The sequence below is a fragment of the Streptomyces sp. NPDC087270 genome (genome assembly GCF_044744625.1).
Classification (GTDB): domain Bacteria; phylum Actinomycetota; class Actinomycetes; order Streptomycetales; family Streptomycetaceae; genus Actinacidiphila.
On the sequence record NZ_JBIUYR010000004.1, the window covers coordinates 372,326 to 385,097 of the forward strand.

General features: G+C 74.2%; 9 protein-coding genes. 4 read left to right on the forward strand and 5 right to left on the reverse strand.

Going from position 1 to position 12,772, the window contains the following annotated elements; genetic code table 11:
* Window positions 1-7: 7 nt before the first annotated feature.
* From efeB to ACIPAE_RS10795, 5 genes are all read right to left on the reverse strand, one after another.
* Window positions 8-1,255 carry an iron uptake transporter deferrochelatase/peroxidase subunit gene (efeB, locus tag ACIPAE_RS10775; protein WP_402444321.1) on the reverse strand — a complete coding sequence of 416 codons (1,248 nt, stop codon included), beginning with the start codon at window positions 1,253-1,255 and terminating at the stop codon, window positions 8-10.
* Entirely contained in the window at window positions 1,252-2,433 is a 1,182-nt protein-coding gene (locus ACIPAE_RS10780; RefSeq protein ID WP_402444323.1) for an imelysin family protein, read from the reverse strand. Before ACIPAE_RS10780 ends, efeB begins: the two co-directional genes overlap by 4 nt.
* 140 nt (window positions 2,434-2,573) lie before the next feature.
* Window positions 2,574-3,449, reverse strand: coding sequence for an alkaline phosphatase family protein (locus tag ACIPAE_RS10785; protein ID WP_366414360.1), 876 nt, complete (start codon window positions 3,447-3,449; stop codon window positions 2,574-2,576).
* 237 nt (window positions 3,450-3,686) lie between these two features.
* Window positions 3,687-4,619: a CU044_5270 family protein gene (locus ACIPAE_RS10790; RefSeq protein WP_402444325.1), complete on the reverse strand. Its 933-nt coding sequence runs from the start codon at window positions 4,617-4,619 to the stop codon at window positions 3,687-3,689.
* On the reverse strand, window positions 4,616-5,221 hold the full coding sequence (locus ACIPAE_RS10795; protein ID WP_329367478.1) for an RNA polymerase sigma factor: 606 nt from the start codon (window positions 5,219-5,221) through the stop codon (window positions 4,616-4,618). The genes ACIPAE_RS10790 and ACIPAE_RS10795 overlap by 4 nt, the downstream gene beginning before the upstream one ends.
* Window positions 5,222-5,800: 579 nt before the next feature.
* On the opposite strand from ACIPAE_RS10795, the gene ACIPAE_RS10800 reads away from it, so the two are divergent.
* The 4 genes from ACIPAE_RS10800 to ACIPAE_RS10815 all read left to right on the forward strand — a co-directional run bounded on the left by ACIPAE_RS10800 (window position 5,801) and on the right by ACIPAE_RS10815 (window position 12,771).
* Window positions 5,801-8,935, forward strand: coding sequence for an AAA family ATPase (locus tag ACIPAE_RS10800; RefSeq protein ID WP_402444328.1), 3,135 nt, complete (start codon window positions 5,801-5,803; stop codon window positions 8,933-8,935).
* A 377-nt stretch (window positions 8,936-9,312) separates the two neighbouring features.
* Window positions 9,313-9,531 carry a type A2 lantipeptide gene (locus ACIPAE_RS10805; protein ID WP_328466072.1) on the forward strand — a complete coding sequence of 73 codons (219 nt, stop codon included), beginning with the start codon at window positions 9,313-9,315 and terminating at the stop codon, window positions 9,529-9,531.
* Window positions 9,532-9,679: 148 nt separating this feature from the next.
* Window positions 9,680-10,486: an HlyD family efflux transporter periplasmic adaptor subunit gene (locus ACIPAE_RS10810; protein WP_402444330.1), complete on the forward strand. Its 807-nt coding sequence runs from the start codon at window positions 9,680-9,682 to the stop codon at window positions 10,484-10,486.
* A gap of 167 nt (window positions 10,487-10,653) precedes the next feature.
* Window positions 10,654-12,771: an NHLP family bacteriocin export ABC transporter peptidase/permease/ATPase subunit gene (locus tag ACIPAE_RS10815; RefSeq protein ID WP_329374162.1), complete on the forward strand. Its 2,118-nt coding sequence runs from the start codon at window positions 10,654-10,656 to the stop codon at window positions 12,769-12,771.
* The last annotated feature ends 1 nt before the right edge of the window (window position 12,772 follow it).

A 12,772-nucleotide genomic window follows, 5' to 3' on the forward strand; every position in this document is an offset into this window, starting at 1 on the left:
GCGGGCCTCAGGCGAGCAGGCCGGAGCCCAGCCGGTCGGAGGCGTCCCGTACCCCCGGCAGCGCGAAGAAGTACCCGCCGCCGGTCGGTTGCACGTAGTCCACCAGCGGCTCCCCGGCCAGCCGCTCCTGGACCGTCTGGAACTGCCGCCGCACGTCCTGCTGGTAGCAGCAGAAGACGAGCCCGACGTCCAGGTCCCCGACCGGGTCCAGGCCGCGGTCGTAGTTGTAGCCGCGCCGCAGGAACCGCTGGTCCGCGGTGGCCCGGTCGCGGGGGTTGGCGAGCCGGATGTGCGCGTCGAGCGGGATCACGTGGCCCTGCGGGTCGGAGCCGTAGTCGGGGGTGTCCGATTCGCGGCTCCCGTCGAGCGGGGCGCCCGAGTCGCGCCGCCGCCCGATCATCGTCTCCTGCTCCCGCAGCGAGACCCGGTCCCAGAACTCGACCAGCATGCGGATGATCCTGATCACCTGGTACGAGCCGCCTGCCGTCCAGGCCGGCTCGCCGTCCGCGGCGCCGCGGGTCCACACCAGCGCGTCGGCGACGGCCGCGTCGGCGACCGCCGGGTTGCCGGTGCCGTCCATGAAGCCGAGCTGGTTGCGGGCGGTGCCGGCCGGCCGCGGGTCGGCGTGGAAGCCGTCCGCCTTCCACAGCGGGCGCAGCCCGGCGCGGGTGTGCCGGGTGAGGTCGCGCAGCGCGTGCATCACGGTGTCCCGCGAGTCCGCGCAGATCTGCACCGACAGGTCGCCGTGCAACTCCGTGGAGCCCGCCACGTGGTCGTCGGGGAAGACCGGCATCCGGGTGAGCCGGGCGGGGCGGCGGGCGGCTAGGCCGTAGCGGTCGTCGAAGAGCGACGCGCCCACGCCCACGGTGATCGTGAGCCCGTCGGAGGGCAGCGCCGGGCCCAGCGTCCCGCTGTCGGACGGTACGGAGGCGACGTCGGCGGCCGGGACCGGGCCGCCTGAGGTCAGCAGCCGTATCCGATCGGTCAGCGTGCCGAACAGCTCCCGCAGGGCCGCCCGGTCCGGCGCGACGATCTCGAACGACACGAACGTCGCGGCGGCCTGCTGCGGGGTGACGATCCCGGCCTGGTGGACGCCCTCGAAGGGGATGTCGCGGCCCGACGCGGAACCGTGCCGGTCGTCCGCGTCCGCCAGCGTGACGCCGCCGAGCGTCGCTCCGCCCAGCGCGGCGGTGGCCGCCACCCCGACCGTCGTGCCGCGCAGGAACGCGCGGCGCCCGAGCGGTCCGGCGCTCACGCCGACGTCCGCGGCGCGAGCAGGCCGGGCAGCGAGGAGAGCGACTCCAGCAGGGCGCCGAGGTCGCCCTCGACCCGCAGCGTCCGGAGGGAGCCGGAGCCGGGTTCGGAGCCGGAGCCGGTGTCGGCGGGGCCGTTGCGGTCGGTGGTGCGGCCGGCCGGAGTGGCGCCCGGGTGCGGCTGGCGCAGGTCCGCGGTCACCTGGGCCAGCCCGCTCCGGATCGCGCGCAGCAGCGCCGGGTCGCGCGGCGCGATCAGCGGCGCGAGGACGGAGACCACCTCGGAGGTCCCCTCGACGTTGGCGCCGAGCGTGGCCAGGGTGGTGCCGCTGCCGTAGTCCGCGGCGCCGGTCAGCTGGAACTGCAACGCGTTCTCCAGGATCTCGTGGGCCCGCAGCGGAAGGTCGCCCGGGTCGACCTCCTCGCTGGGGAAGTCCGCGGTCAGCCGGCGGACCTCGGCGACCAGCCCGCGCGTCAGCGGCCGGAGCGCGGACGCCGGACGGCCGTGCCACAGCCCGTACTCGACGGCGTGGAACCCGGTCCAGCCCGGGTCGCGCACCCCGCCGGGCAGGCCGTCCGCGGTGCCGTCGATGGCGGCGTCGAAGTCGCCGAAGGAGTTGTAGGCCGCGCCGAGGCGCTCGTAGTCCAGGTGCGCGGGCAGCCAGTCGCGGCGGGCGGCGGTCAGGTCGCCGCGGGCGACGTCGGCGTCGAGGGTGCGGGAAGCCGCCAGCAGCGGGGGCAGCGCGGCCTTCAGCCAGGCCCGGTAGGCGGTGACCGGCGCGGTCATCGCGAGGTCGGGCAGCGGACGGTACCCGGCGACGGCGCCCGCCGCGCGTCCCGACAGCGCCATGGGACGCGAGTCGCGCACCGTGCCGTCGGAGAAGACGCAGCGCAGCGTGTAGCGGCCGGCCGCGAGCGTGGTGGACAGCCGCTGGGTCGCCGCCGGCACGAGCCAGGGGATCTCGGCGTAGACCTTCGCGCCGCCCGGGTCGGTCAGGTAGACGGCGACGAACAGCTGGGAACGGTCGGTCACGTCGAAGGTCACCGGTCCGGCGGCGCGGTGCGCGGGCAGGTCGCCACAGCCGGCGGCACCGACGGTGACCGGCCTGGCGGAGGCGCTGTCCCCGGCCGCGGCCGGCCCGCTGCCGGCCGCCGCGGCCGCCAGCACCAGCGCGAGCACCGCCGTACGCGCACGGTGTCGCGTACGGGGCTGCGCCCGCGGTCGGAGCCGGGGGCGGCGGGGGCCGGGGCGGCGAGGGGCGGGCGGGTCCGCCGCCGCGGCGGACGGCGGACTCGGCTCGGCTTCGCCCATGGTGCGCGTCAGTTCCAGATGTCCGTGACCGGGGCCGCGCTCGCGCTGGAGCCGACCTTCCCCAGCCCGTAGAACTGCTCCAGCGTGGCGAGCACGTTGTAGTGGTTGACGTTCTCGCTGTAGTGGCCGGCCGCCACGTTCGCGCCCACGAACAGGGTGGGGATCTGGTTGTTCTCGGTGTAGTCGTCCTCGTCCCACGTCACGATCAGCAGGCTGTTGTTGGCCTTCGCCCAGGTCGCGTACGCGGACATCTTGTTCTTCAGCCAGGTGTCGGCCTGCGTGATGGTCCCGTCGTGCATGTCGTCGTCGAGGTTCGGGATGACGAACGAGACGGTCGGCAGGGAGCTGTAGTCCGACGGGAAGGAGCTGAACGGCAGTGAGTCGGAGGTGGGGACGTTGCTGAAGTTGATCCACGGCGAGTGCTTGCGGGCGTAGGCGCCGGAGCTGCACGTGGTCGAGCCGGTGCTCGGCAGTCCCTCCGAGTAGCCCTTGAACGTCTTGCCCGCGGCGAGGAGTTCGGAGCCGAGGTTGGCGGCCGTCCCCTCGTTGACCGGGCAGGTGTCGGCGCTGAGCCCGTAGGTGCTGCCGGCGAACAGCGCCATGTAGTTCGGCTCGCTGGGGTGGGTCACCCCGAACGAACCCGTCAACACGGCACCCTGGGAGGCGAGTTGGTTCATGTACGGCGCGCTGGAGGTGTTGCCGATGATGTCGGCGTAGGAGTGGTTCTCCTCCATCACGATCACGACGTGCGAGGGAGCCGGCACCGAACTGGCGACCGGTTGGAGCGACTTGTCGGCGCTGTGCGGGTACAGCGTGGCAGCGGCCACGCCGGCGGCGGCGAGGGCGATGGCGGACGGCAGGGCGAAACGCGGCCTGAGGCGCATCGGTTCTCCATGGGCGCGAGGGGGGATGAGAGGCGCTCTCCCATGGAATCCAAGTTTGATGCTGTACGGTCAAAGTTGCAATGGCGCTCCGGTGAACAGGTTTCCACCGGTGGGCGGGCGCCGGGGCGCCGAGGGCCTGAGGCCACGGCGGCCACGGCGCAGCGCCCTGGTCCGGGCGGTGCGCCGTGGTCCGGGCGGTGCGCCGTGGCCGCGTCGTCGGCCGGCAGATCCGTTCGGTCAGCCGATCGTGTCGGTCAGGCCGGTGGACAGGTAGGTCGCCTGGCGCTGGTCCTTCTCGCTGCGCCAGGGCTCGTTGAGTTCCAGCAGCTTGCTGGTCCTCGGGTCGATGATCACCTCGGTGGTGCCGACGCCCCCGCGGAAGGACAGCTCCGTTCCGCTGCGCCCGGCGCTGTCCTTGACGGTGCCGGCCACGCGCACGCCCTTCAGCTGGGCCAGCGCCCTGAAGAGCGCGCTGCGCAGTTCGGGACTGGCCGGGGCGTTGGCGAGCAGGGTGCTCGCCTGCACGAACCCGAGCGTGGCCGCGTCCTCGTCCTCGTCGGCGGAGTCCTTCGTGGTGTGCTCGATCTGCCGGAGCAGCAGCGCGGGGTCGGTGGTCAGGCGGTCGAGGGCGTTCCAGTCGAAGCGCCTCGAGCCGAGCCTCCAGCCGGGGTCGTGCGACGTGCGGACGGCCTTGCCGTCGACGACGTAGGTGAATTCCATCGACCGGGAGGTGTACGTGTCCCCGGTCTTGAAGTGGGTCTTCCAGTACGTGCCCGAACCGGTCGACTGGGTGGCGGCGACCTCGGCGACGTCGTTCAGGAAGGCCGACGCGGACTGCGCCCGCGGCCCCTGCCGCGTACCCGCGGGCCCTGCCGCCATGTTCGCGGACGCCACCGCGACGCCGGCCGCGACCGCGGCGACCGCGAGGAGGGCGACGGCGCGGCGGCGCTTCCAGAACGGCCGCACCACGGCGCCCTTCCCCGCGTCCTCCCGCGGAGCCTGGACCGAGGCCTCCCGCACGGCTTCCTCGACCGCCGCCAGCGCCTGGGCCAGCGCCTTCGCCGGCGCGGGCTCGACCCGACCCGCCGCCCGCAGAGCCTCGGCGCCCGGGAAGTCCATCACTGCCTGCCGCTCGGTCATGCCCGTCTCCTCCATGTCGTACGTACTCATGCCAGGTCTCCCGTCGCGGCCAGGCTCTGTCCCGCGGGGCGGTTCCCCGCGGGACGGTCCGGCGCGATCCGCTCGCGCAATCTGCCCCGGGCCCGGTACAGCCGCGAACGGGCCGTTCCGAACGGGATGCCCATGGCGGTGGCCGCCTCGGCCGGGGTCAGTTGCTCCCAGCAGACGAGGAGCATCACCTCCCGCTCCTCGGACGGCAGTTCGGCCAGCGCGCTGCGCAGTGCGGGCGCCAGCGCCGCGGCGTCCAGCCGCTGGTCCACGGCCTGCCACGGGTCGCTGACCTCCACCTGCGCGGGGGCCTCCGCCCGCGCGGCCCGCCGCACATGACCCGCCAGGACGTTGCGGGCCACTCCGAACAGCCAGCCCCGGGCGGTTCCGCGCGAGGCGTCGAACGTTCGCCGCGCGGCGAACGCCTGCAGCCACGCCTCGGCCAGCAGGTCGTCCGCCGCGCCCGGCATCCGCCGCGCGAAGTAGCCGTGCAGGGCCGCCGAGTACTTCTCGACCAGCGGCGTGAACGCCGCCGGATCGTCGGCGGCCCTGGACAGTTGGGCGTCACCGTCGCGGTCGCCGCGTTCGTCGTGTTCCGATGTCACGGAATCTCCGTCTCCGACCGTCGGGTGACAGTCTCACCCTGTACTTGTCTCGCCGCGCCCCTTGCGTTCGCCCCCTTGCGTGGACGGCGGCCGGCGCGCGCAGGTGCCGTCGTCGTGCCGGGTGTCACGACCCAGGCCGGCAGTGACGAGCAGAGCATCCCGCGCGCGTTCCGCCGGCCGACCGGGACCGGGCTCCCTCCCGACCAGCCGGGTCAGCGCGGAAACGCTATGGTTGCGGCTGGCTCAGCCCCGCCCCACCGGCCCACTGATCTGCGGTGCAAGTGAACCTGGCACGACCCGGCAGCTCACGCCCGCCCGCCCGCGGAACGCAGGCGGTGCGGCGGGAGCGTGCCGCCACCGCGGTCGCCGGCCGTGCCGCCGCACCGCCCGCCCATGGTTTCCGAAGACCGGGCAAGGAACTCCGCACCAGCTCGTCCCTCGATCAATCGGGGCCGGAGCGACGGTGCGCGTGCCGGGATACGTCCGGGGCGGGTGTGTGATCACGGCCCGCCGCTCCCCTTGACCGCTGCCCGGCCGGCACGCGCCGTCATGCCGTCCGGCCACGGGAATGGGTAACACATGCAGACGGCGCAGTCAGAACTGGTCGGCCGCGACCGGGAGATCGGCGAGGTCGAGGCGATGCTCGCCGCCGCGGCGGAGGGCGCCGGACGGGTGGTGGTGGTCAGCGCGGGCGCGGGCACGGGCAAGTCGGCGCTGCTCGACGCGGCACTCGACCGGGCTCGGCGCGAGGGCTTCATGGTGCTGTCGGCCCGAGGGATATCGTCCGAGCGCGACCTGCCGTTCGGGCTGGTGAGCAGGCTGTTCGAGCCGGTGGCCGGCGAACTGGCGCACGTCGGGGGACCGTTCGCGGATCTGGGTTCGGACGGCTCCAACTCCCCTTCCGGAACGACCGGTTCGGCCGGGGCGCCGGTGCCCACCGCGTCAACGACCACGCCCGGGCCGGTCCTCTCCGCCGAACTCCACTCCTTCCACCGGGCGTTGGCCCGGCTGTCCACCCGAGCCCCCGTGCTCGTCGCCGTGGACGACCTCCAGTACCTCGACCGCGAGTCGCTGCGCTGGCTGAGCGCCCTGCCACAACGGGTCGACCGGGCGCGGATCGCCGTGATGCTCACCGTGTGTCCGGGTGAGCCGTGTGCCGACCCGGCGGTCCTCGACGAGTTGCTGGCCGTGAGCGCGGTGGAACTGCACCCCGCGGACCTGAGCGCTCCGGCGACGTCGGCGGTGATCGAACGCGCGCTGGCCGCCGCACCGGACGGGCAGTTCGTCGCCGCCGTGATGCGGGAGGCGGGCGGAAACCCCTTGTCCGTCACCGAGTTGACCTCGGCGCTGCGGGACCAGGCGGTCAGCCCCACCTCGGATTCGGCGGACGTGCTGGGCGGCATCGCCGTTCCCCGGCTCGCCGCCCGGCTGCGCGCCCGGCTGCGACGGATATCGCCGTACGCCCTCGACATCGCCCGGGCCGCCGCCGTCCTGGGAGCCGAGGCGGATCTCGCCCGGGTGGCCCGCCTCTGCGGCGCCGAACCCGCGGTGGTCATGGAGGTCATGACCGCCCTCGACCGGGCCGGCCTGATGGGGGTGGCGGGCGAGTCGATGACGTTCGCGCAGCCCCTCATGCGCAACACGGTGCTCCAGGACGTCCCGCTCGCGGACCTCCACGCGCTGCACACCAAGGCCGCCGGGATACTCCGGGCGACCGGTGCGCCCGGCGACCGGGCGGCGGAACAGCTCATGTCCTCCTCCGCGCCCGCCGAACCCTGGGCCGCCGGCCTGCTGCGCGACGCCGCCGCGACCGCGCTCCGCCGCGGCGAACCCGAACGGGCCTGCGCCTACCTGGCCAGGGCCCTGCGCGAGCCGCTTCCCGACCCCACCCGTATCGCGCTGCTCGCGGAACTCGGCCACGCCGAGGGGTACACGGACCTCGACGCGGCGATCGACCGCCTGACGGAGGTCTCCCGCGCTGCGGCCGAGCCGGGCCGGACGACGACTCCGGTCGAACAGGCCGTAGAGGACCCGGGCGTACGCGATCAGGCGGGCGGCGACCCGGAGCGGGACCCGGGCGAAGGGGAGGCAGGGGAACGGGGCCAGCGCGAACCGGCCCACCGTGAACGGGCCCTGCGCGAAGGGGACCTGCGCGAAGGGGACCTGCGTGAACGGGCCCTTCGCGAGCTGGCCGAGCACCTCATCATGACCGGCCGCTCCCGCGAGGCGGACCGACTCCTCGACGCGTTCCCGGAGCCCATCCCCGGTGATCCCACCCCCGGTGAGCCCACTCCCGGTGCGCCCACTCCGGGTGAGCGCACCCTGTGGTCCGCGGACGTTCGGTGCGACGGTGAAGCGGAAGCCGAGGCGGCAGGCGGGTCGCTGTCCCGCCTGCGCCGGCCGGCCCGGTCCGGCGCGGTGGACGAGGGACGCTACCTGAGCCTTGTCGCCACGCGCACCGCACGGGCCGGCAGGTTCCGGTCCCGGTCCGCCGCACGCGCCGAACAGGCGCTGGCGGTCCTCCCGGTCACCCCGGAGGCCCTGCGGCCGAGCCTGCGCGCCGTGCTCGTGCTCGCGCAGGCGGGCCGGGCCGAGGACGCGTTCGAGCGCTGCGACGCGCTCGCCGGGCAGGCGGCGCGGTGGGGGCACCGGCCGGGCCTGGCCGGCGCCCGGTCGCTGCGCGGGGTGATCGCGCAGCAGTTGGGCCGGCTGCCGGCCGCGGCCGAGGACGCCGGGGCCGCGCTGGAACTCCTCGTCGGGTGCGGTGCCCCGCGGCACAGCGGCGCGGCGGTGGAACTGCTCGCCCGGCTGGTGCGGATACACCTCGACCTGGGCGAGTCCGACGAGGCGGCGGCACTGGTCGAGCAGGCGGAACCGCGCGCCGACGCATGGCGGACCTGGGGCGGTACGGCGCTGCTGCTCGCCCGGGGCCGGCTGCGGGTGGCCACAGGGCGCCCTGCCGACGGGCTGCGGGACCTGCTGGCGGCCGGCGGCCGGCTGCCGGCCTGGAAGGTGGAGAACCCGGCGGTCGCGCCGTGGCGTTCGGACGCGGCCCGGGCGCTGCTCGCGCTCGGCGAGCCGGCCGAGGCCCGCCGGTACGCCGCGGACGAGGTGGAGCAGGCGCGCCGCTGGGGCACGCCCGGCCCGCTCGCCGCCGCCCTGCGCACGATGGGCGCGGTCCTCGGCGGGGCCGAGGGGCTGGCGGTGCTGGAGAAGTCGGTCTCGGTGGCCGAGCGTTCGGACGGCCGGCTCGACCTGGCCCGGTCGCTGGCCGACCACGGTTCCGCGCTCAGCCGGGCCAACCGCCGGATACCGGCCAGGCGGGCGCTGCGTACGGCGCTGGCCCTCGCGGAGGAGTGCGGCTGCGCGGACCTGGCCGGGCGGGCGCGGATCGAGCTGTCCGCCTGCGGCGGCCGCCCGCCGAAGTCCTCCGAGACGGCGGGGGTCGCGTCCCTCACCGCGGCCGAGCTGCGGACCGCCACGCTCGCCGCGGAGGGCCGGACGAACCGGGAACTCGCGGAGATCCTCCTGGTGGGACTGCGGACGGTCGAGGTGCACCTCACCCACGCCTACCGCAAGCTCGGCATCGACGGCCGCGAGCAGCTTCCCGCGGTGCTGCTCGGGCGGGTGGACACCCACGCGGACTCCCGTACGGACTCCCGCGGGGACTCCCGATCGGACATCCGTACGGACTTCCGCGCCGGCTCCCGCTGAGCGCGCGGCAATCCTGCACACGGTGACCGCATGAGGCGCACAGCACCCTGACGCGATCTCCCGCGCCCGGTGCCCGGAAATCGTAAGTCGCAGGTATGTCCGCATCGTGATCAACGGCGGTTCCGGCGGAGAGGAATAGCCGTTCGAAAATGTGTGAAGAAAACGTCGCCATCCGGTGGCCGGCCGGGCACGAACTCTGCTTGCGGTACCGAAATGCTGACCGAAACATCGAGGTGTACGGGGTGGCCGGGCGGCCGGAACGCGTACTAGCGTCCTGCGTCGAACGGGAGTTGCGAATTGTGTTCGGTATTGGCTCGAACATCCGCCCCCCGTCTCACTCATCGGAATTCCGCAGAGTCATGAAGGGAACGCAATTCATGCGTAACACCGCTTCTCAGGTCGAGACCCGCGAGCTTGCCGACGGCGACCTGGACAACATCTCCGGTGGCGTCGGCGTCGCCCTGGGCATCGACGGCCTGGGCCTCGGCGACCTCGTCGCGCCGGTCACCGACGCGCTGCCGGTCGGCCAGGTCACCGGCCTGGTGGGTGGCGCCACCAACACGCTGTCCGGCATCACCGGTCTCGCGGGTCTCTGACCGCGAGACGTCCGACCATGGCCCCGGAACCGCCTGTTCCGGGGCCTGGCCGTGCCCGGCCGCACCCCGCGGCGCCCTGCGGCACCCCGCGCGACTCGCCCTGTCCGGACCGCCCGGCCGAGACCAACGCCGTTGAAGGAGTGGCCCCGTGCAGTTCCGGCAGAAGGCGCTCGCCAAGCTCGAAGCACCCGAAGAACTCGACATGCCGGTCCGCTTCGCCCGGCCGCAGGGCCGGCTGGCGCTCGCCGTCACGGCCGTCGTCATGGCCGCCGCCGCCTTCTGGGCGGTGACCGGCACGGTCTCCGCCAAGCTGACCGCCCCCGGCATCCTGACCCGGGCGCAGGGCAGTTACGTCCTACAGAGCCCGGTCGCCGGCCAGGTCACCGCGGTGTACGCCAAGGAAGGCGACACCGTCCCCAGCGGCGCGCGGCTGCTGAGCGTGCGCACGGACCGGGCGGTCGAGACGGTCCGCGCGGTGGCCGCGGGGCGGGTGACGGCGCTGGCCGCCAAGATCGGCGCGGTGGTCGCCACCGGAGCGGACCTCGCGACGCTGGAACACGCCGACGGCCCCGCCGACCCGCTGGTGGCGGTGTTGTACGCGCAGGGCGGCAGCGCGTCGTCGATCCTCCCGGGAGCCGCGGTCGACCTGACCCTCCAGACCGTGCCGACGCGGGACTACGGCGTGCTGCGCGGCCGGGTGCTCGCGGTGGGACGGGTACCGGAGACGCGGGAGCAGATCACCAGCTTCCTCGGCGACGCCCAGTTGGGCGACCAGTTCTCCGCGAAGGGCCAACCCGTCGCGGTGGTGGTCCAGTTGGACCGAGCCGCAGGCACGAAGTCCGGTTACCGGTGGTCGTCGACGGGCGGTCCGCCGTACGCGATCGACTCACGGACGCTGCTCAGCGGCGCCGTCCACCTGGCCGCGCAGCATCCGATCGACTGGGTGAAGCCGTGACCGCGCAGCACTCCCCGGCGGGCACCGGCCGCCGCACCGACCGCGCCGACCGCGCCGACCGCGCCGCCGGGCGCCGTGCCCCCGAACGCCGCGCCGCCGACCGGCGGAAGCCCAAGGAGCGCCGGCCGAAGCGGCAGAAGACCGTCCGCACCCCCAGCGTGTTGCAGATGGAGGCCGTGGAGTGCGGCGCCGCCGCGCTCGCCATGGTGCTCGGCCACTACGGCCGCCATGTCCCCCTGGAGGAACTGCGGATCGCCTGCGGCGTCTCACGCGACGGCTCGCGGGCGAGCAACGTGCTGAAGGCCGCCCGCGGTTACCGCCTGGAAGCCAAGGGCATGCAGATGGAGTCGGCGGCGCTGGCGCAGGTCCGGACACCGGCCGTGCTGTTCTGGGAGTTCAACCACTTCGTCGTGTACGAGGGGACGGTGCGGCGCTTCGGCCGCCGTGGCGTGCGCCTCAACGACCCGGCCCGGGGACGCAGGTTCGTCCCCGACGAGGAGTTCGACGCGGGCTTCACCGGCGTCGTGCTGACCTTCGAGCCCGGCGTCAGGTTCCGTCCCGGCGGCCGCAGACCGGGAATCGCCGGCGCGCTGCCGGCCCGGCTGCGCGGCACCCGGGGCACCACGCTCGCCGCGCTGGCCGCCAGCTTCCTGCTGGTCGCCGTGGGGGTGGCGGTTCCCGCGCTGAGCCGCGCGTACATCGACACGTTCCTGTTCGGCGGCCGGACGTCGCTGCTCCCGGTGGTCTTCTCGTCGATGGCCGCGCTGGTCGTGCTGACCGCCGTGCTCACCGGCGTGCAGCAGGCCAACCTGCTGCGCGGGCGCGTCATCTCCTCCACGCTCGGCAGCGCCCGGTTCCTGCGCCACCTGCTCAGGCTGCCCGTCACGTTCTTCGCCCAGCGCAGCCCCGCCGACCTCGTGCAGCGCCTGCAGTCCAACGACTCGGTGGCCGAGACCCTGGCCCGGGACCTCGCCTCGGCCGGCGTGGACGCGGTGGTGGTGCTCCTCTACGCGGTCCTGCTGTGGACGTACGACCCCCAACTGACCCTGATCGGGGTGACACTGGCCCTTCTGAACATCGTCGCGCTGCGCCTGGTGGCACGGATCAGAAGCACCCGGGTGCACAAACTCCGCGCCGACCAGGCCCGGTTGACCAACACCGCATACAGCGGACTGCAGTTGATCGAGACGATGAAGGCCACCGGCGGCGAGAACGGGTTCTTCCGCCGCTGGGCCGGCCAGCACGCCACGACGCTCGACGGCCAGCAGCGGCTGGGCGTGCCGAGCGCGGCGCTCGCCGTTGTCGCGCCCACCCTCGCCGCGCTCAACAGCGCGCTGATCCTGCTGGTCGGCGGGGTCCGGGCGGTGGAGGGCCAGATCTCCATCGGGCTGCTCGTCGCCTTCCAGACCCTGGTCACCAGCTTCACCGCGCCGGTCAGCCGGCTCAGCGCGGTGGCCGGCCGGGTGCAGGACTTCACCGCCGACGTGACCCGGCTCAAGGACGTCGAGCGCTTCCCGGCCGACCCGCTCTTCGCCCGCGACCGGCCGGCCGCGAGCACCCGCAGGCTCAGCGGCCACGTGACCCTTGAGGGAATCACCTTCGGCTACAGCCCGCTCGACGAGCCGTTGCTCACCGACTTCTCGCTGTCGGTCGGCCCCGGCCGGCAGGTCGCGCTCGTCGGCGGGTCGGGCAGCGGCAAGTCCACGGTGTCCCGGCTGATCTCGGGCCTGTACCAGCCGTGGGAGGGCGAGATCCGGATCGACGGGCAGCTGCTCTCCGACCTCTCGCGCGGCTCGCTGTCCGCGTCGGTGTCCTTCGTCGACCAGGACGTCTTCCTCTTCGAGGGCACCGTCCGCGACAACGTCGCGCTGTGGGACCCGTCGATCCCCGACGAGGCCGTCGTCTCCGCGCTCCAGGACGCGGCCGTGTACGACGCGGTCGCCCGGCGCCCCGGCGGCATCCACGCCCGGGTGGAGCAGGACGGCCGCAACTTCTCCGGCGGCCAGCGGCAGCGCCTGGAGATCGCCCGGGCGCTGGTCCGCGGACCCAGCGTGCTGGTCCTCGACGAGGTGACCAGCGCCCTGGACGCGGAGACCGAGCAGGTGATCATCGACAACCTGCGGCGGCGCGGCTGCGCCTGCGTCGTGATCGCGCACCGGCTCAGCACGGTCCGCGACAGCGACGAGATCGTCGTCCTGGACCGTGGCCGGGTCGTGGAGCGGGGCCGCCACGAGGACCTGGTCGCCGCCGGCGGGCCGTACGCCGACCTGGTCAGGGAGCGCTGAG

Coding starts and splice junctions, on each gene's coding strand:
- ACIPAE_RS10800 (WP_402444328.1), top strand. CDS start 5,801: ATGCAGACGGCGCAGTCAGAACTGGTCGGCCGCGACCGGGAGATCGGC.
- ACIPAE_RS10785 (WP_366414360.1), bottom strand. CDS start 3,449: ATGCGCCTCAGGCCGCGTTTCGCCCTGCCGTCCGCCATCGCCCTCGCC.
- ACIPAE_RS10790 (WP_402444325.1), bottom strand. CDS start 4,619: ATGAGTACGTACGACATGGAGGAGACGGGCATGACCGAGCGGCAGGCA.
- ACIPAE_RS10815 (WP_329374162.1), top strand. CDS start 10,654: ATGGAGGCCGTGGAGTGCGGCGCCGCCGCGCTCGCCATGGTGCTCGGC.
- ACIPAE_RS10805 (WP_328466072.1), top strand. CDS start 9,313: ATGCGTAACACCGCTTCTCAGGTCGAGACCCGCGAGCTTGCCGACGGC.